At 34.8% G+C, this 20,746-nt stretch carries 14 protein-coding genes; 8 read left to right on the top strand and 6 right to left on the bottom strand.

Translation table 11 applies throughout. The annotated features are described in order from the left end of the window. Positions 1–64: 64 nt before the first annotated feature. The 4 genes from GIY83_RS17245 to GIY83_RS17230 are packed head-to-tail and all read right to left on the bottom strand — an operon-like array spanning position 65 to position 4,702. Positions 65–1,066, bottom strand: coding sequence for a DUF3078 domain-containing protein (locus GIY83_RS17245; protein WP_194615968.1), 1,002 nt, complete (start codon positions 1,064–1,066; stop codon positions 65–67). 31 nt (positions 1,067–1,097) lie between these two features. Continuing rightward, the gene (locus GIY83_RS17240) at positions 1,098–2,885 is read right to left on the bottom strand and encodes a 1-deoxy-D-xylulose-5-phosphate synthase (protein WP_208682628.1); all 1,788 of its coding nucleotides are present in this window, start codon (positions 2,883–2,885) and stop codon (positions 1,098–1,100) included. A gap of 36 nt (positions 2,886–2,921) precedes the next feature. Further along, positions 2,922–3,812: a hypothetical protein gene (locus GIY83_RS17235; RefSeq protein WP_194615970.1), complete on the bottom strand. Its 891-nt coding sequence runs from the start codon at positions 3,810–3,812 to the stop codon at positions 2,922–2,924. Between the two features lie 56 nt (positions 3,813–3,868). After that, a complete protein-coding gene (locus GIY83_RS17230; RefSeq protein ID WP_208682626.1) occupies positions 3,869–4,702 on the bottom strand; it encodes an energy transducer TonB in 834 nt (277 codons plus the stop codon). A 60-nt stretch (positions 4,703–4,762) separates the two neighbouring features. Between GIY83_RS17230 and GIY83_RS17225 the strand changes: the two genes are divergently transcribed. The 4 genes from GIY83_RS17225 to pbpC all read left to right on the top strand — a co-directional run bounded on the left by GIY83_RS17225 (position 4,763) and on the right by pbpC (position 14,349). Further along, entirely contained in the window at positions 4,763–5,206 is a 444-nt protein-coding gene (locus tag GIY83_RS17225) for a nucleoside deaminase (RefSeq protein WP_173969762.1), read from the top strand. Between the two features lie 12 nt (positions 5,207–5,218). Continuing rightward, the gene (locus GIY83_RS17220; protein WP_194615972.1) at positions 5,219–5,851 is read left to right on the top strand and encodes a hypothetical protein; all 633 of its coding nucleotides are present in this window, start codon (positions 5,219–5,221) and stop codon (positions 5,849–5,851) included. 308 nt (positions 5,852–6,159) lie between these two features. Next, on the top strand, positions 6,160–11,841 hold the full coding sequence (locus GIY83_RS17215; RefSeq protein ID WP_208682623.1) for an alpha-2-macroglobulin: 5,682 nt from the start codon (positions 6,160–6,162) through the stop codon (positions 11,839–11,841). Between the two features lie 132 nt (positions 11,842–11,973). Next, on the top strand, positions 11,974–14,349 hold the full coding sequence (pbpC, locus tag GIY83_RS17210) for a penicillin-binding protein 1C (RefSeq protein ID WP_194615974.1): 2,376 nt from the start codon (positions 11,974–11,976) through the stop codon (positions 14,347–14,349). 565 nt (positions 14,350–14,914) lie between these two features. Here the strand turns inward: pbpC and GIY83_RS17205 are convergent. Together GIY83_RS17205 and GIY83_RS17200 are read right to left on the bottom strand one after the other, a co-directional pair. Continuing rightward, a complete protein-coding gene (locus GIY83_RS17205) occupies positions 14,915–16,459 on the bottom strand; it encodes a ribonuclease E/G (protein WP_194615975.1) in 1,545 nt (514 codons plus the stop codon). A 398-nt stretch (positions 16,460–16,857) separates the two neighbouring features. Beyond that, a complete protein-coding gene (locus GIY83_RS17200) occupies positions 16,858–17,148 on the bottom strand; it encodes an HU family DNA-binding protein (RefSeq protein WP_007805026.1) in 291 nt (96 codons plus the stop codon). A 140-nt stretch (positions 17,149–17,288) separates the two neighbouring features. Between GIY83_RS17200 and mutY the strand changes: the two genes are divergently transcribed. From mutY to gldD, 4 genes are read left to right on the top strand one after another with little or no spacing between them, the layout of a single operon-like run. After that, positions 17,289–18,335, top strand: coding sequence for an A/G-specific adenine glycosylase (gene mutY, locus GIY83_RS17195; RefSeq protein WP_194615976.1), 1,047 nt, complete (start codon positions 17,289–17,291; stop codon positions 18,333–18,335). Positions 18,336–18,372: 37 nt separating this feature from the next. After that, positions 18,373–18,813, top strand: a complete 441-nt coding sequence (locus GIY83_RS17190; RefSeq protein ID WP_194615977.1) for a single-stranded DNA-binding protein — start codon at positions 18,373–18,375, stop codon at positions 18,811–18,813. Between the two features lie 23 nt (positions 18,814–18,836). Next, positions 18,837–20,132 carry a gliding motility-associated protein GldE gene (locus GIY83_RS17185; RefSeq protein ID WP_194615978.1) on the top strand — a complete coding sequence of 432 codons (1,296 nt, stop codon included), beginning with the start codon at positions 18,837–18,839 and terminating at the stop codon, positions 20,130–20,132. Further along, entirely contained in the window at positions 20,133–20,693 is a 561-nt protein-coding gene (gene gldD, locus GIY83_RS17180; protein WP_194615979.1) for a gliding motility lipoprotein GldD, read from the top strand. It abuts the gene before it with no gap. The last annotated feature ends 53 nt before the right edge of the window (positions 20,694–20,746 follow it).

The raw sequence follows: 20,746 nt of genomic DNA, 5'->3' as shown, positions 1-20,746 counted from the left end.
AAAAAAAACACCCGATAGAAATTTGTTTCTATCGGGTGTTTTTTTGCTTAATAGCGATACTATTTTATTGAAAAGCGTATACTAAACCTACGCCTAAAACCTGTCTTAATTGCGCTCTCGGCCCGTCATTGACCTGAGAAGTAGATCCTGTAGTAGGGTCAACAACATCTTTCTTGGTTTTGATATCATCATCATAAACCAAATGAATACCAATATTTGCTTTTACATAAGCATTTACAACAAGATCTAAACGAGTATCATAATCTACGTCTACATTTCCAAATTTGTTCAAATAATCAGTGTATAAGCTTAATCTGTTCTCGTAGAAAATGTTTTTGAAAATTTCGTTTTTCATGTAAGCAGTTAGTAAAATACCAAATTCGGCTTTTACTTTTTGTCCGTTTTCAATTATAATTTGAGAATTAGGATCCATAGGATCAGGAGCATAAACGGCTTTTTTAACACCAAAAGATCCCTGGTTGGCCAAATCCTGATCTAAAACCAAAGTAGTTTTTAACGTAATAGGAGAGAAGTAAAACGTTCTGTTTTTCTTTTTATTTGAGTTTTCAGCTCCAGCTCCCAAAAATACATAGGCTGGTGCAAAAGGTTTCGAAATAGCAATATCTCTGTTTGGGTAATTATATCCGTTTGTAAATTGCGTATTGAAATTAAATTTAGCCGAGTAATACCAATTCGAAATCGTGTCTTTTCTGAATCCATAAGTAGAATTCAGCATCACGGCATCATCAGTCTTTCTTAATTCAGTACCGTCTTGTTTGTTTAAACCATACTTTATGATAAGTTCGTTCGCCCATTTATGATTTCCTTTGATGTAAGTTCTTCCAAATTCTCCTTTAAATAAACCAGAGATCGAACTTGTTCCCCCTGCACTCCAGTTTACAAAAGCAATTTCGGAGATGTCAAATCCTAATTGATTTTTTTTAGTCCAGTTAGAAGGTGGCGGAGGCAGCTGATTAGGAGCTAAAGTCGTTTGTATGATTTGAGCAAAGTTATGTGAGGTACACAAAAGCAATAAAAGCAAAAGGGTAGAACGCAATAATTTCATTAGAATTTTAGTTTTTAATAGTGCAAAATAATTATTTTGTGCCGTTTGAAAAAAGATTTACCAAACTTTTAACGTCTATTTTGCATAATTGTTGTAATTGGTTTGCAGTTCCGTGCTCAATAAACTGGTCAGGAACACCTAAAATTTCTATTTTATTTTTGAAATTATGTGCTGCGGCAAACTCTAAAACGGCGCTTCCAAAACCTCCATTTACAGTCCCTTCTTCAATGGTTATAATCCTGTCGAAAGTATTGAAAATACTATTCAATAAATTGATGTCTAGTGGTTTGATGAAAGGAAAGTCATAGTGTGCAATTGTCTCGGAATTGTCACATTCATTAATTGCTAAAGTGACATTATTTCCAATTGTTCCTGTAGATAAAACGGCCGTTTTTGTTCCGGGTTTTAATTGACTAGCCTGTCCTATAATTATTTTTTGATAATGTCCGAAATTTTCTACTTCCCAATTTGGTAAGACGCCACGACCTCTCGGATATCGAATTGCAATAGGATGATTTAATCCTAATTGGGCAGTATATAAAATGTTTTGCAGCGCAACTTCGTTGCTTGGAGCATAGATAATCATATTAGGGATAGCGCGTAAATAAGCAATATCAAAAACACCGTGGTGCGTAGCTCCATCTTCGCCAACCAAACCTGCACGATCGATACAAAAAATAACCGGTAAGTTTTGTAACGCCACATCGTGAATAACCTGATCGTAAGCGCGTTGTAAAAAAGTAGAATATATGGTACAATAGACAATCATACCCTGTGTGGTCATTCCGGCAGCGAGTGTTACAGCATGTTGTTCAGCAATTCCTACATCAAAAGCACGTTCGGGAATTTCATCCATCATGAACTTTAAAGAACTACCAGATGGCATTGCAGGTGTAATTCCGATGATTTTTTCGTTCTTTTTGGCTAAATCCAAAATGGTCAATCCAAAAACATCCTGATATTTAGGAGGTAAATTTTCTTCAGATTTTAAGATGATTTCTCCAGTTGAAGCATCAAACTTTCCGGGTGCATGATATTTTACCTGATTTTCTTCAGCTTGTTGCAGGCCTTTTCCTTTTGTGGTTACAATATGCAGAAATTTTGGACCCGTTATATTTTTTAATCGTTTTAATTCTTTTATTAAAGTCGGAATATCATGCCCGTCAATTGGTCCGGAATAATCGAAGTTAAGAGACTTGATCATGTTGTTCTTCTTCGGGTTCTTTCCTTCTTTTACAGCAGTAAGATATTTTTTGAGAGCACCAACGCTTGGGTCGATTCCGATAGCATTATCATTTAGAATAACCAGTAAATTGGCATCTGTAACTCCTGCGTGATTTAAACCTTCAAAAGCCATTCCGGATGCAATAGAGGCATCACCAATTACTGCAATATGCTGTTTTTCGAAATCTCCTTTCAATTGAGACGCAATTGCCATTCCGAGTGCAGCAGAAATAGAAGTAGAGGAATGCCCAACGCCAAAAGTATCGTAAATACTTTCGCTTCTTTTAGGAAAACCTGAAATCCCGTCGATTTGCCTGTTGGTATGAAAGATTTCCCTTCTTTCGGTCAAAATTTTATGTCCGTAAGCCTGATGTCCAACATCCCAAACTAATTGATCTTCGGGTGTGTTAAAAACATAATGTAAAGCAATTGTGAGTTCAATAACACCAAGACTAGCGCCTAGATGTCCTTCTTTTACAGAAACAACATCAATGATAAATTGACGCAATTCCTGTGCAATTTGAGGAAGTTGCGCTTCGGTTAATAAGCGTAAATCAGTTGGATTGTATATGCTGGAAAGTAAGTTGCTTTTCATTGTAAGGTAAAAAGCAAATTTACGGTTTTAAATTTATTAGTGAGAAGTTTCAGAAGTGTCTTTTTCAAATGCTATTGGCATACTATATTTTGTTCTTGTTTTTTTGCCATTTTGTGTGCCTGCTACCCAATTAGGTAATGTTTTTAAAGCACGTGTTATTTCGGTTTTTATTTTTGGGTCTGTATTTTCTGAAAAATCAAAAGTTGAAAGTGAGCCATCTTTTTCTATCACAAACGAAACTATAATTCGATTTCTTAAATTTTCAGTTTCCTCCGGTTGTTTAAATTCGTTTATAAATAATTGATAAAAATTATCAACTCCATTAGGGAAGATTGGCGTTGTTTCAATTGCCGCTCCCATAAAGTAAGTTTCATTCTCTACTATAGAATCTTTAGCTACTTTATTTTTATCTTTTCTTTTTGATAAAGATTCTTCATAAGTAATCTCTGTGCAATTTGTACGTACTGGTTTTACAAGTTTTGCATTTTTAATTCTGGCTTTTCCCTTCACAAATTTAACCTGATCTATTTTTGGAGGAGGTGGAGGAGGTAAAAGAGGGGCGTTTGAATTACTAATTTTTGTATCACCAACAGAAATATGTTCTGTTGTAGGATCATTTTGAATAATCTCTACTTTGTCTATCTTTTTCTTATTTCCATCTTTATCAGCACAGCTAAATAAAGTCGTTCCCATAGCAATAAACAATGCTAATAAAAACATTTTGTGATAATGCGTTTGACTATAAAGAACACGACTTGGGATTTGAATTGTTATCGTATCTAATTGAGATTTTTTAAATCTTCCGCAAACATTGGTATTTTGATTTTGAATGAAAAAATGCTGAACTTCATCTGGTAACATAGTTGTAAAGTCCACAACCGTTTTAGAACAACTCAGGCAAAAACGACCATTTTCGTTTGGAGTCATTTTGTTCCAGTCTTCATGGCAAGGTTCAGGAATTGTTATTTTGTAGCTATTGTTCATCATTTAATTGTAATTGGTAAAACGTAAGTTGATCGAACGATTTTGTCTTTTAGTTTTCCAGGAACCCAGTTTGGCGTCGTTTTTAAAACTCTAATGGCTTCTTCTCCTATTTCTTTCGGTGTATTTTTAGTAATGTTGAAATTACTCAGGCTACCATCTTTTTCAATCACAAATATAATAGAGTATTTACCTTTAAATCCTTTCTCTGTTTTTGGAATAATATAATTTTTGGTAAAAAAATCAAGAAAATTTTCCATTCCTTTTTCCGGAACGGGTAAAATATCTAGATCAGTTGAATTATAAATAATGTCATAGTTGAAACTTCCTGTTTCAATAGGATTAACAGGAAGCAACATTCCGACTGTAAATCCACTACTTGTTTTTTTTGTTTTTTCTTTTTTAGATTCGATCTGATGGCCATAACACCAGGAAGTTGTTTCGCTTTCCTCTTGATTTTGCCCTTTATTATCTACAATTTCTATTTTACCAATTCTATTTTTGTTTCCCTCTTTATCCTGACAACTAAACAGGGTAGTTCCCATAGCAATGAATAAAGCTAGCAAAAACATTTTAGTATAATTCGTTTGTGTATATAAAACGCGACTTGGAATTTGAATGGTAATGGTTTCTAATTGCGAATTTTTAAATCTTCCGCAAATATTGGTATTTTGATTTTGAATAAAAAAAAGCTGAACTTCTTCAGGAAGCATGGTAGTAAAATCAATAACTGTTTTAGAGCAGTTCATGCAAAAACGACCATTATCTTTCGGAGTCATTGCGTCCCAACTTTCATTGCAAGGTTCAGGAATTGTTAATTTAAAATTTTGCTCCATATTTAAATTTCAAAATCTAAATATAATAAAAATAAAGTCTAAAGTTCTATTTTTGCAATTATGATAAATCCCTTCACCGACGAATATTTTATGAAAAAAGCTTTGCAGGAAGCTGAAATAGCTTTTGAGAAAGGCGAAATTCCTGTTGGTGCTATTATTGTTGTGGCTGATAGAGTAATTGCAAGCAGTCATAATTTAACCGAATTGCTTAATGATGTTACGGCTCATGCCGAAATGCAGTCGATAACTGCTGCCGCAAACTTTTTAGGCGGAAAATATTTGAAAGATTGTACTTTGTATGTTACCCTCGAACCTTGCCAAATGTGTGCAGGAGCTTTGTATTGGAGTCAGATTTCGAAAATTGTTTTTGGTGCCCGTGATGAACAACGCGGTTTTATAACTATGGGAACAAAACTACATCCTAAAACTACCGTGGTTTCCGGAGTTATGGCCAATGAAGCGGCAGATCTTATGAAAAGGTTTTTTATTGAAAGACGTAAATAATAGCTAATCATCATGACGGATTTCTCTATAATAAAAAAGCTTTTTGGTATAACTGAATCTAATGGTTTTACCGGAAACGAAATTCAGGTTGTAAAGGATGTATTTGGAGATCTTCCAAAAGTATTTAAAGATTATTATACTGAATTGGGTAAAATTCAAAACCTGAATCATACGCAGGATTTATTAATTATACCAGAGCGCTTTCAATATTACAAACATGACGATTATTTGATATTTTATTCTGAAAATCAAAGAGCTTGCGTTTGGGGAATTCACAAAGATGATTTGTCGAAATCTGATCCGCCGGTGTACATGAGTGAGGATCAAAAAATATGGAACCTGGAAACAGAAAACTTAACCGATTTTTTTACTGCAATGGCTTTTCTTCAGGCGGGTTTTGCATTAGATTTTCCATGTAATACATTTTATGAATTAGAACCTCATGAGCTCGATTTTATAACTGAAAATTTCGATAACAAAGATGTTTCTTTTAGACAATGGCTAGATGGAATAAATTTCTATGGTAATTACGATGATGATGTGATTGTAATTATGGCTGGCAACCAATTGTTTTATGCTTCAAATTCAGAAACTCATTTTCTTGAAATGGATAAAGTTTTATCGAAGCTGGGAACAGAGCTTTAAATACTCTTATGAAAACAAATGCGCTGGCCCAGATGGAGCGGCATCCTTTTTCTTGCTTCTTTAGCAAGGAAAAGATATAGTTGAGATATAGTGGACAGCTGGAAATAGCTCCTTATAAAACTAAATTACCTTTTTCTGTTTAAGAATTTAAATAATTAGCTTCGGTGGAATTTTCCTCTTAAATTATTTAGAAAAATAATCTATATTTACTACAACATAATTGGCAAACTAATAGTTATGCATTTAATTGTAAAAAGTTAAAATTTGCTGCCAATTTTGAATTTGTAACCTTATAATTCTATATAAAAGTGAAAGTAAAAGGATTAGTTCTCGCGTTTTGTGTGTTTATTATTTTTCAATCTTGTGGTAGAAAATCTGCTGCCGATTTCAATTCCGATTTTTCACTATTTAAAGATTATATCGTCAGCTTTACGGGGGGAATTGTTTCCTCGGAATCTGATATTCGGGTGGTTTTGGCTTTCGATAAAAAAGACTGGAAAGTCAATCAGGTTTTGGACAGCGATTTGCTGGATATTTCGCCAAGTGTCGACGGAAAAGTAGTCGCACTTTCGAGCAATACTCTGGCTTTTATTCCGGAGAAGAAATTAAAACCCGGAACAGAATATCAGGTGACTTTAAACTTAGATAAACTTACCGCAATTCCGAAAGAGAAAGAAAAGGAACTCTCGAAATTCAACTTCACGGTAAAAACAATCAAGCAGGATTTTACAATTAATACAGCAGATATTCAGTCGTACAGTAAACAATACCAATATTTGAATTGTGTACTTAAAACGGCAGATAATATTGATATTGAAACGGCTATAAAATTAGTTTCGGCAAGTCAGAAAGGAAATAATCTTAAGATTAAATTCGAAAAAAAAACAGGTACAGCCAAAGAATTTAATTTTATAATTGATAGTATCCAACGTTATGATGAGTCCACAAATCTGGAGATTGCGTACGATGGAAACGATTTTGATATCGATCAGAAAGGGCAATTAGATTATGCGATTACCAGTATAAACGAATTTAAAATTGTAAAAGTTGATGTTCCGGAAGGAAGTAATCAGTCGGTTTTGATTAATTTTTCGGAACCATTAGAAAAAGGACAGGATTTTAAAGGTTTGGTTTCGATTCAGAATACCAATAACTTAAAATTTTCAACTCAGGGAAATGTATTAAAAGTTTATTTTACGAATGAAGCTGCAGCTAAAAAAGAAGTTCCTGCTCCGGTCGTAGTACAGCAAACAGATTATGCTTCTGCTGATTCTACTTCGGTTACTGTTGATTCTGCTGTTGTTGCAGTGGATTCGGTTGCTGAAGAAGTAGTTGAGGTTGTTCCAGACGAAACCCCGGAACCGGTTATTACAGGAGAATTACTTCTGGAAGTTTTTGAGGGAATCGAAAGCCAGTACGGTAAAAAGATGGACTCGAATTACACCGAGAAAATTACTTTTGATCAGATAAAACCAAGTGTTCGCTTTATTAAAAACGGAACAATTCTGCCAAGTTCGAATAATTTAAAACTGAATTTCGAAGCTGTAAATTTAAGTGCTGTTGATGTAAAGGTATATAAGATTTACAAAAACAATATTCTGCAGTTTCTTCAATACAATCAATTAAACGGAAGTCAGAATCTTAAAAAAGTAGCACAGCCCATTGCGAAAACAACGCTCAAACTAAATGAAAGCGGCTTAATAACTCCAAGTAAATGGAATACGTTTGCCCTGGATTTATCTAAGATAATTACGCCGGAACCGGGAGCAATTTACAGGGTAGAATTTGTTTATAAAAAGAAATATTCTCTTTATAAATGCGACACTTCTGAAACTGAAGAAAATAATGATGACGAAGAAGAGGTTGACGAGAATGATGTCAACTACAGCGGAAACTCTTACGATGATTATGACTATGATTATGAAGGTTATGACTGGAGAGAAAGTGAAAATCCGTGTACAAACTCGTATTATTATAATGCTAAAATTGCCACCAATATTTTAGCCACAGATTTGGGTGTAATTGCGAAAAGAGGTGAGAATAAATCATATTTATTTGCCGTAAACAACATTGTTACTACAGAACCGGTATCTAATGCTAGAGTAGATTTATATACGTATCAACAGCAAAAAATAACTACTGGAGCTACCAGCAGCGAAGGAATTGCATCTTTTCAGCTGGATAAATTCGCTTATTTTGCAATCGTTACTTTGGGCGATCAGTCAACTTACGTAAAACTCGATGACGGACTTTCATTATCGTTAAGTAATTTTGATGTTGCCGGTGAGACTTTGCAAAAGGGATTAAAAGGATTTATTTATGGAGAGCGCGGCGTTTGGCGTCCGGGAGATAATTTGTATTTATCTTTCATTTTAAACGATGCTGCGAATAAATTGCCGAAATCACATCCAATAAAATTTAGACTGAATGACCCGAACGGGAAAACGACTTATCAGACGATTCAGAAAACAAATGAATTAAACCATTATTCATTTGTAGTTCCAACAAGTTCAGAAGCGCCAACAGGAAATTGGGAAGCCATGATAAGTGTGGGCGGAGCTAAGTTTTACAAAAGCATTAAAATTGAAACGATCAAACCGAATCGTTTAAAAATAAAAAATAATTTCTCAAGAAAGACACTTTCATCTTCTTATCCAAACACAAGTAATCTTGAGGTTACATGGCTTCATGGCGCTATTGCGAAAAATCTGAATGTAGAAATGCAGGCTAAGTTTTCGCAACAAACAACTACTTTTAAAGGTTATGAAAAATTTACTTTTGATGATTTGGTACGTAAATTTAGTACAGAAGAAATCAATGTTTTTTCCGGAAAATTAAATGAAGGTGGAAAAGCGTCGGTAAATATTGAGCCAAAATTACAAGGTCAGGCTCCGGGAATGCTTCGCGCATCATTCATCACAAAAGTATATGAAGAAGGAGGAGATTTTAGTACAGATGTAATTTCGACGACTTATTCGCCTTATAAAGCCTATGTTGGTATAAAATCTCCGGAACCTAATAAATACGGAATGCTGGAAACCAGAGCCAACAATCGTTTTGAGGTGGTTACTGTTGATGAAAACGGAAGACCAAAAGCAGTTAAAAATCTTGAAGTTAGAATTTATAAAGTAGACTGGAGATGGTGGTGGGATTCTTCAAGTGATAATTTATCTAATTATAATTCATCGAACTCAACAACAGCTTATAAGTCTCTTACAATTGATACCGATTCCAGCGGAAGAGGAAGCTTTCAATTTACATTATCTGATGAAGAATGGGGACGTTATTTAATTCGCGTTTCAGATGAAACAAATGGTCATGCAACTGCTTTGACTGTTAATATTGACTGGCCAATTTGGTCCGGAAAAACACGTAACAGAGATGCATCGACAGCCAATATGTTAGTTTTCTCAACGGATAAGAAAAACTATGCAGTAGGTGAAAAAGCGCAGATATCTTTCCCTTCAAGTGAAGGCGGACGTGCTTTAATTTCGATCGAAAACGGATCAAGAGTAGTGCAGACGCTTTGGGCCAAAACAAAACAAGGCGAGACCAAAGTAGAGATTCCGATAACGTCAGCGATGGCTCCAAATGTATATTTTAATATTACACTTTTACAGCCACATGCTTCGACCAAGAATGATTCACCTATTCGTATGTACGGTATTGTACCTATCGAAGTTGTCGATAAAAATACCATTTTGGCACCTACACTCTCGATGCTTGATGTTTTAAAACCAGAGCAAAAATTCACAGTAAAAGTAGGGGAGAAAACCGGTAAAGAAATGACATATACCATTGCGGTTGTCGATGAAGGTTTATTGGATTTAACTCGTTTTAAAACGCCAAATGCGTGGGATAGTTTCTATGTTCGTGAAGCTTTGGGCGTAAAAACCTGGGACATTTATGATGATGTAATTGGCGCTTATGGCGGAAAAATAAATCAGATTTTCAGTATTGGTGGAGATCAGGATTTGGGCGGTGGAAAAGCTAAAAAAGCAAACCGTTTTAAACCTGTTGTATTGTATTATGGCCCTTTTAAATTAGAAAAAGGACAAACCAAATCGCATGAATTAAAATTACCAAAATACATAGGTTCAGTTCGAACTATGGTGGTGGCGGGTGATGCCAATACAAGTGCGTACGGAAGTGTAGAAAAAGCAACTCCGGTTCGTAGTCCGTTGATGGTATTGGCTTCATTGCCAAGAAAAATTTCACCTTCAGAAAAAGTGACTATTCCGGTTACGGTTTTTGCGACGGAAAGCAAGGTTAAAAACGTTTCGATTCAGATTAAAACAAGCGCCGGACTTAAAGTAATGGGAAGTGCCACTCAAAGACTTACTTTTGCACAACCTGACGAAAAAATGGCGTATTTTAATTTAGTTGTAGGTTCTGCAACCGGAATTGCAAAAGTTCAGGTTATTGCCACTTCAGGAAGCGAAAAATCGGTTTATGATGTCGAGATTGATATGACGAACCCTAATCCGGTTACGAGTACATTTACCGATGTTATTTTAGCGCCAAACAGCACCAAAACAATTTCATGGAAAACCTTTGGAGTGTCGGGAAGTAATAAAGCGAGACTGGAAGTTTCGTCTATGCCAACCATTAATCTGAATGGAAGATTGCAGTTTCTTATTCAATATCCACATGGATGTGTGGAGCAAACGACTTCATCAGTTTTTCCTCAGTTATTCCTGAATGATGTTGTTGATCTGGATGCAAATCGTAAAGCATTAATCCAAAAAAATATTACAGCAGGGATTACCAGATTAGGCAGTTTTCAGTTATCGAACGGAGGATTACCCTATTGGCAGGGAAATACAACTGCTGATGATTGGGGAACTTCATATGCAGGACATTTCCTGATTGAAGCAGAGAAAAAAGGATATGTGTTGCCAATAAACTTCAAATCAAAATGGACTTCGTATCAGCAAAAAGAAGCGAAACAATGGCGTTTTGAAGCTAAATACGGTAATGATCTGGCTCAGGCGTATAGATTGTACACCTTGACTTTAGCTGGAAATGCTGATTTATCGTCAATGAACAGATTGCGCGAAACAAAAGGTATTTCGAACGAAAGTAAACTTCGTTTGGCTGCTGCATATGTTTTAGCCGGGCAAAAATCAGCGGGACAAAATCTACTGCTGCGTACCAGTATTGATAATGAATCAAGTGATTATAATTACTACTATTATGGTTCAAGCGAAAGAAACAGAGCAATGGCTTTAGAGACAATGTTACTTTTAGACCAGAAACAAAAAGCATTCTCGATGGCTTCAAAATTAGCCAAAGAAATGTCTAATAATCAATGGATGAGTACCCAAACTACTGCTTATTGCTTGTATGCGATGTCGAGATTTGCGGCAAATAATGGTCCAAAAGGAATTGATATTCAGTTTAGTAAAAACGGAAAAGGAGAAACAATAAGCACTCAAAAAACAATTGCCGACAGAAGTCTGGTGGTGCAAACGGGTTCTAATAGTATTACTTTAAAAAATAATAAAAGCAATACGATTTATGTTCGTGTTCTGAATACAGGAATATTGCCAATCGGACAGGAAAATGTAGTTCAAAGTGATGTTTCGGCAGCAATTGTTTTCAAAAACAGAAAAGGCGGCGTTATCAACGTTTCTAAAATAAATCAGGGAACCGAATTTGTTGCAGAGGTGACAGTTAAAAACCAAAGAAACGAAAGTGTTCAAAATGTAGCCTTATCACAAATTCTGCCTTCAGGTTTCGAAATTGTAAATACACGTTTCACAGATTATGGAGACGCTACAAACAATATTGCCGATTATATCGATATCCGTGACGACAGAACTAATTTCTATTTTGGAATGAAATCCAGAGAAACAAAAGTCTTCAGGATTCTGCTTAATGCATCCTATCTAGGTAATTATTATTTACCAGGATTGCAATGCGAAGCGATGTACGATAATACATTCCTGGCCAGAACAAAAGGATTCTGGGTTGAAGTGGTGAAATAGAAGATGAAATGGCCCACGGGTTTTACGGATTATACAGGTTGACATGGATTTTTTTATTGGATTGAATCAGATTAAAATTGATCTGCGAAAACCCGTTCAATCCGTTTAATCCGTGGGCCAAAACTAAAAGCTTTGAAAAATAAACTTATAGCGTTCTCAAAACGCATTATAAATTGGATTAAAAAGAATAAAATAAAATCAGCAATTGCATTTCTGCTCTTGCTGATTTATTATTTCTCTATACCCCGAACGTTGTTTCAGGAGCCTTATTCTACCGTTATAGAAAGTAAAGAAGGAGAATTATTAGGCGCTAAAATTGCTCGTGACGGACAATGGCGTTTTCCTGCGCAAGACAGCGTGCCGGATAAATTCAAAAAATGTATCGTTTATTTTGAAGACGAATATTTTTATAAACATCCGGGTTTTAATCCGGTTGCGATGGTAAATGCGATCAAACAAAATAGAAAAGCGGGTAAAGTTGTACGAGGAGGAAGCACCTTGACACAACAAGTGATCCGATTATCCCGAAAAGGAAAAGGAAGAACGTATTTCGAAAAGTTTATCGAGATTATCAAGGCAACGCGATTAGAATTAGGGTATTCTAAAAATGAAATTTTGGAATTATATGCCGCTCACGCACCTTTTGGAGGAAATGTTGTGGGGCTTGAAATGGCTGCCTGGCGCTATTTTGGCGTACAATCGAATCAATTATCCTGGGCAGAGAATGCTACTTTGGCCGTTTTACCTAATGCGCCGAGTTTGATTTATCCGGGTAAAAATCAGATTAAGTTACTGAATAAGCGTAATAGGCTTTTGCTGAAACTTCATAATGAAGGAATAATTGATCAACAGACGTACGAACTTGCTATCGAAGAACCATTACCTCAAAAACCGTATGATTTGCCTCAAATAGCGCCTCATTTATTGCAACGAGTAGCGAAAGAAGATGAAGGAACACGGGTAAAAACAACAATTGATTATGCTTTGCAGAATAGAGTCAATCAAATTGCGCGTTATTACTACAATCAGTACAAACAAAATGAGGTGAATAATCTGGCGATTTTGGTCATTGATGTTTCGAATCGAAATGTAATGAGTTATTTAGGAAACGCACCAACAGATAAAGATCACCAGAAAGACGTTGATATTATTGATGCACCTAGAAGTACGGGAAGTATCCTAAAACCCCTTTTATATGCTGCAATGCTTGATGATGGCGAACTATTGCCGAATACTTTAGTGGCTGATATTCCGACTCAAATTTCAGGTTATACGCCACAAAATTTTAATCTGACTTTTGACGGGGCCGTACCTGCACATCGTGCTTTGTCAAGGTCTTTGAATATTCCTTCTGTTTTGATGTTGCAGGATTTTGGGGTAAACAAATTTTATGAAGAACTGCAAAAGTTCAAATTAAGAGATATTAATAAAACGCCGGACCATTACGGGTTATCGCTTATTTTGGGTGGTGCCGAAAGTAATCTATGGGATTTGTGCCGAACTTACGCGAATCTATCTTCTACGGTGAATTATTACACTAAAAATAACGCAAAATACCGAACCAAAGAATTTACCGAACTCAATTTCAGAAACGATTTTGAGCCTGATTTTGGTTCCGAAACAGATCAGAAGAATATATTAGGCGCCGGATCGATTTGGTTAACGTATAATGCGATGGAAGAAGTAAACCGACCTGAAGGCGATGAAGCCTGGAAGTTTTATGACAGCTCCTTGAAAATTGCCTGGAAAACAGGAACGAGTTTCGGAAACAGAGATGCCTGGGCTATTGGAACAAATTCAAAATATGCTGTGGGAATTTGGGTCGGAAATGCAACAGGCGAGGGTAGACCAACTTTAACCGGAGTAACAAGTGCAGCGCCCATTTTATTTGATGTTTTTAATTTATTGCCTAGACAAAGATGGTTTCAAACACCTTATAAAGATCTGGATGAAGTTGAGGTTTGCCGTTTAAGTGGTTATTTGGCAAAAGAAGAATGTCCTAAAATCAAGCAATGGGTTTCTAAAAAAGGAAAATCCACTGCAGTTTGCCCTTATCATAAAAAGGTTCATTTAGATAAAACCGAAAAATTTCAGGTCAATAGCAGTTGCGAAAGCATTGATAATATAGTCACTAAAAATTGGTTTGTTTTGCCTCCCGTTATGGCGTGGTACTATAAAAGCCAGCATATAGAGTATTTGCCTTTGCCGCCTTTTAAAGAAGATTGTCAGGGAACGCAAACGACCACTATGGATTTTATTTATCCAAAGGCAAATAGTAAAATATATCTAACAAAGAATTTTAATAGCGAAGTCCAGCCTGTAATTCTAAAAGTTGCTTATTCCGAAAGGGATAAAGAATTGTTTTGGTATGTTGATAATGTGTATAAAGCAACCACAAAAACGTTTCATGAATTGCCTATTTCTCCAACGACAGGAATACATTATATTACGGTTGTAGATGCTTGCGGGAATGAAATTAGAAGAAAAATAGAAATTGTGAGGGAGTAACGGTGAAATATTTAAATTATGAAAACAATATATACCTACTTAATAGTTCTTTTTATATCATCAATATTTAATTGTTATACGGTTTTTGGATTTTTAGTTGACATAAATTCAAACAGAATACAAGGTTTTTGGCTTTTGTTTTATGCAATTATTTTACCAGTAAAGTCGATGACATTAGTTTTTAATAAATACAAAGCGTTCTCAAATTTTCATAAGTATAATTTGTTCGTATTTTTTTCGTATTTTTTTAGTACTCTTATTTCAGGAATAGGTTTTTTTGACTTCAAAAACTTTGTAATATTAGGAGATGGGGCTACAAAATATATAATAGGAGTAATCTATTTTACTTGTTTCATTTCTGCTTTTAGTTCATTAGTGATTTTTCAATGGAAAAGTAGAAGTTTTAAACGAAAGTTTTTTATGAAAATGGATAGCTGCAAATAACTCCTTAAAAAGAAATTTTAATTTTTAAAACTCCAAAATTGAAAATCGAAATGAGATTGCTTCGTTCCTCGCAATGAGCCACAAAAAAACCGCCAGTCTTTCGAAAGGCGGTTTTTGTTTTTTATTCTGAAATAACATTTCCTTTTTTATCGTAGAAATGATATTCTAAGTACGTGTAAGCGTCACGAGGTATGATTTTCACCCATTTCTTATGCTCAAAAAACCATTTTGAACGTAATGATGGAAAACCTTTACTGAGGTATGCAGCCACAAACGGATGTACATTAAGTACAACACCCTTGTGGGTTTTTAAAATTCTGTCCAGATCAGATGCGATTCTGTCAATGATCAAAATTGGCGCTTCAATTTCGCCATGTTCATTGTTTGGATCTTCTTCTCTAGTCTTAATATTTACTTCTGGTCTTACGCGTTGTCTGGTAATTTGAACTAAACCAAATTTACTAGGCGGTAAGATTTTATGCTTTGCTTTATCGTCGCTCATTTCTTCTCGCAAGAAGTCGAACAAAACCTTCCTGTTTTCAGGATTAGACATATCGATAAAATCAACTACGATTATCCCACCCATATCACGCAAACGAAGTTGTCTGGCAATTTCAGCGGCTGCAATCATATTTACTTCCATGGCGGTGTCTTCCTGATTAGTCGCCTTATTCGAACGGTTTCCGCTATTTACGTCTATAACGTGAAGAGCTTCAGTATGTTCGATGATAAGATATGCGCCTTTACTCATGGAGACGGTTCGTCCAAATGAAGTTTTGATTTGTCTCTCTATATTGTATTTCTCGAAAATTGGAGTGTCATTTGATTGATAAAACTTAACAATCGATTGTTTTGAAGGTGCAATTTCTTGCAGATATTCCTTCGTTTGATGGTACAACTCTTCGTCATCTATCTGAATACCGCTAAAGGTATCGTTGAATACATCTCTTAATATCGAAGAAGCTCTGTTGAGTTCTCCTAATACTTTTGAAGGATGATGAGCAGTTGGTAATTTTTTACACATTGCAGTCCATCTGCCAAGCAGGTTCTGCAAATCTTTTTCTAATTCGGCTACGTTTTTGCCTTCGGCTACTGTGCGAACAATAACACCAAATCCTTTAGGTTTGATCGATAGAACAAGTTTTTTTAGTCGGTCCTTTTCTTTTTTGTCTTCTATTTTTTGAGAAATAGAAACGCGGTCAGAAAACGGAACGAGAACAATAAATCTTCCTGCCAATGAAAGCTCAGCGCTTATTCTTGGACCTTTGGTCGATATAGGTTCTTTTACAACTTGAACTAAAACAGATTGATTGGCACTTAAAATATCAGTAATGATGCCATCTTTGTCAATCTCTTTTTCAAACTGAAAGGTTTTTAGGGAGAAATCTTTTATTTTACCTGCGCTTACAAGTTTTATGAATTTCAGTTGAGAAGCTAAGTTAGGTCCTAAATCGTGATAATGTAAAAAGGCATCTTTTTCGAAGCCTACATTTACAAAAGCAGCATTAAGTCCGGCAACGGGTTTTCGTATTTTGGCAATAAAAATATCACCAACCTGAAAGTTGCTTTTCTCTTCTTCCTTGTGTAATTCAATTAGTTTTCCATCTTTTAATAAGGCAAAATCTACGGCTTCAGAACTAGATCTAATGATTAATTCTTTATTCACACTGTAAATTTTTATCTGTTTTTTCAGAAAATAGAGTATAGAGAGAAGAGCATAGATTCAAAAAAAAATCTAAAATCTAATGTCTAAGATCTAAAATCTTATCTACAGATGGATTAAACAATATTTTTTAACAGGTATTGAACCCGGGGAAAAAGAAGATTAATAGAAAATAGAGCAACGAAGATAGATTTTTACGTCTATATTCTATTTTCTTTTTTCTTTCATCTTTTTTTCAATTTCAATGAACTTTTAAAAAGAAAAAAGTAGTTTAAAACTACTTTTTCTTTTTGTGACGGTTAGCTCTCGCTCTTTTTTTTCTTTTGTGCGTAGCTACCTTATGTCTCTTTCTTTTTTTACCACTTGGCATATCGTGTCGATTTTATGATTAATTAATAGTATTATTTTGCTTCGTTATTTGTTTTTACTCCTTCTACAAAAACTTTTGCAGGTTTAAACGCAGGAATGTTGTGTGCTGGAATCTTGATAGTGGTGTTTTTAGAAATGTTTCTACCTGTTTTTTCAGCTCTGGTTTTTACGATAAAACTACCAAATCCTCTTAGGTAAACATTGTCTCCAGTTTCTAGTGAAGTTTTAACTTCTTCCATAAAAGTTTCTACTGTTGCTTGAACATCTCCTTTTTCAAGACCTAGTTTCTCTGAAATTTTCGCTACGATATCTGCTTTCGTCATTTTCTTTCCTATTTTATTTTATAAATGGTGTACTATTTTTTTGAGTTTGCAAATATAGGAATTAAAAAAATAATTAATCAAGCTAATTCGTTAAATTTTAATTACATAAACATTTACTTTTGTATTCTAAGTATTTTGCAATGAATTTTTCTAACATATTGATAAAATGGTATTTACAAAACAAACGTGATTTGCCATGGCGAAAAACGGCCAATCCATACCATATTTGGCTCTCAGAAATTATGTTGCAACAGACTAGAGTTGCGCAGGGAACGCCGTATTTTTTTGCTTTTACGGAGGAATTTCCTACTGTATTTGATTTGGCAAATGCCTCAGAAGAGCAGGTTTTGAAACTTTGGCAGGGATTAGGGTATTATTCCCGCGCCAGAAATTTGCATAAAACGGCTCAATTTGTTTCAAATGACCTTAATGGAGTTTTTCCCGGGAACTATAAAGATCTTTTAAAATTAAAAGGTGTTGGTGAATATACCGCAGCGGCAATTGCTTCTTTTTCTTATAATGAAGCTGTTCCCGTAGTCGACGGAAATGTGTTTCGTGTACTTTCGCGTTATTTTGATATCGAATCTGATATTTCTCTTCCTGCAACAAAAAAAGAATTTACGGAGCTCGCTTACGAATTAATGCCAAAAGATGATCCTGCAAGTTTTAATCAGGCAATAATGGAGTTTGGTGCTTTGCAATGCGTGCCTAAAAGTCCGGATTGTTCTATATGTGTTTTTAATGATAGTTGTGTTGCACTCCAAAAAAAGAAAGTATCGGTTTTACCGGTAAAATCAAAAAAACTTAAAGTGACCAATCGCTTCTTTAATTATTTAATACTAGAAGATGTTTTAGGCAATACCTTAATTCAGAAAAGAACCGCCAAAGGTATCTGGCATAATTTATATGAGTTTCCTCTTTTTGAAACTGCAGAAATTGTTGATTTTGATGTGGTTTCAAAAGCTGTCGTAAATGATGTTTTTCCTTCTTATACTATATTAGGTATGGAAGGATGTAATGAAACTACTGTTGTGCATAAACTTTCGCATCAACATCTTCATATTCAGTTTTGGAAGGTTAAAATTGCAGAAATAATCGAAAACGGATTGAATTCCAGTGAATTAAAAACTTTTCCTTTTCCTGTAGTGATTTATAATTTTATAGAAAAGCAAGAAATAAATTGCTAAAAAAATGTATCTTTGGGATAAATACCACTGTAAAATTATGAATGGAACATTAAATAAAGTGATGCTAATTGGCCATTTAGGCGATGATGTGAAAATGCATTATTTTGATGGCGGAAACTGTATAGGTCGTTTTCAATTGGCTACAAATGAGGTTTATATCAATAAAACGACCAATGAAAAAATAACTTCAACAGAGTGGCATAATTTAGTTGTACGCAATAAAGCCGCCGAAATTTGCGAAAAATACCTTTCTAAAGGAGATAAAATCTATATAGAAGGGCGTATAAAATCACGCCAGTGGCAAGCTGAGGATGGTACTACAAAATATACCACTGAGATTCAGGTGACCGAGTTTACTTTCCTGACGACCAAAAAAGAAACTGGAAATCATAAACCGCAGCAGGAATCAGAACCAGCAAAAAACACTAACTTTGATGCGACAAATGAAGGTTTGCCTATAAATGACTTACCTTTTTGATTGTTTAACTAATCTTTTTTAATTTGGACCCGGAGCCCAGTTTATTTTTTAATACCACTTTAGACATCAATTTAATCATTGGTTTTGTCGGAATATTTATTTTGCTGTTTCTTTCGGCAATTGTTTCAGGTGCCGAAGTAGCGCTTTTTTCTTTATCTCAAAAAGACATTGACGAAACATTGCAGGAAAATAATCCAAGAGGGAAAATTATTTCGAATCTTTTAGATAAACCCAAAAAACTTTTAGCCACCTTATTAGTAGCCAATAATTTTTTTAATATTGGAGTTGTTATTTTGTTCTCTTTTATAGGACAAAATATTTTTGCGAATGTAAGTTCTCCGGTCTTTAAGTTTATACTCGAAATCATTCTGGTTACTTTTCTTATCTTATTGTTTGGAGAAGTTTTGCCTAAAGTTTACGCCAGCCGCAACAATATAAAATTCGCAAAACGCGTTGCATATCCAATCGCTATTTTAGATACATTACTATCGCCAATAAGTTTGCCTATGCGCAGTGTTACGCTATATTTGCACAACAAACTAGGGAAACAAAAAAATAGTTTTTCGATAAATCAGCTTTCGCAAGCCTTAGAGCTTACAGATTCTGAAGGTACATCAAGCGAAGAACAGAAAATCCTGGAAGGAATTGTTTCTTTTGGAAATACCGATACAAAACAAGTAATGAGCCCGAGGATTGATATTTTTGCGTTAGAAATATCGGAGCCATTTTCAGTAATTTGTCCAAAAATAATCGAAAAAGGATTTTCAAGAATTCCGGTTTACAGGGATAATATCGATCAGATTGAAGGAGTTTTATTCGTTAAGGATTTACTGCCTCATATTGATAATGATGAGTTCGATTGGACTTCTTTGGTAAGAGAAGCATTTTTTGTTCCTGAGAATAAAAAACTCGACAATCTATTAAAGGATTTTCAGAGTCTTAAAAGCCATTTGGCAATTGTAGTTGATGAATATGGCGGAACATCAGGATTAGTCTCTCTGGAGGATGTTATTGAAGAAATAGTAGGGGATATAAGCGATGAGTTTGATGATGAGAATTTGAATTTCTCTCAAATCGATGAAAAGAATTTTCTTTTTGAAGGAAAAATTAACATGAAAGATTTTTACAGAATCGTAGATGTTAATGAAGATGTTTTTGAATCTCACAAAGGTGAGGCAGAAACGTTAGCCGGATTTATTTTAGAAATTTTGGGTAATTTCCCTAAAAAAGATCAAAAAGTAGCTTTTGAAAATTGTGTCTTTACGATAGAAACAGTCGATAAAAAGCGTGTTAAACAAATAAAAGTAACAATAGATTAAATGTTTAAAAAAACAATTTCGATAGCAACAATTTTACTGGCATTGACTGTTTTAAGTTGTAAAGATGATGTGGTGCCTAAGCCATCAGGTTTTCTTCGTTTAGATTATCCGGAAGCAAAATATGTTAGTTTTGAAAACAATTGTCCGTTTGCCTTTGATATGAACGAAGGGGCTGTAATAAAAGGTGAGAAAGATTGCGGATTTGCGATTACCTATCCTAAAATGAAAGCAACAATTTACCTTACCTACAAACCTGTAAACGGCAATATTGAGAAATTGCTGAAAGATGCTCAGAAACTTACCTACGAACACGTAATTAAAGCCGATGATATATTAGAACAACCCTATTTAAACCCTCAAAAAAAGGTTTATGGTATGTTTTACCAAGTTGACGGAAATGCGGCTACAAACTCTCAGTTTTACCTTACCGATAGTACAAAGCATTTTATAACAGGATCCGTTTATTTTTATGCTAAGCCAAACTTTGATTCAATTATGCCGGCGGCGAGTTATATCAAAAATGACATGCAAAGATTAATGGAAACTTTGAAGTGGAAGTAAATAAAGAAGACATAAAAAAAGGGCGTTTAGTTTTATAAACGCCCTTTTTTTAT

It is taken from the genome of Flavobacterium sp. SLB02 (assembly GCF_009664855.1).
In the GTDB taxonomy this organism is placed as follows: Bacteria; Bacteroidota; Bacteroidia; order Flavobacteriales; family Flavobacteriaceae; genus Flavobacterium.
Note: the sequence above shows the minus strand (reverse complement) of the source record. Positions and strands in the feature narration are given on the sequence as shown.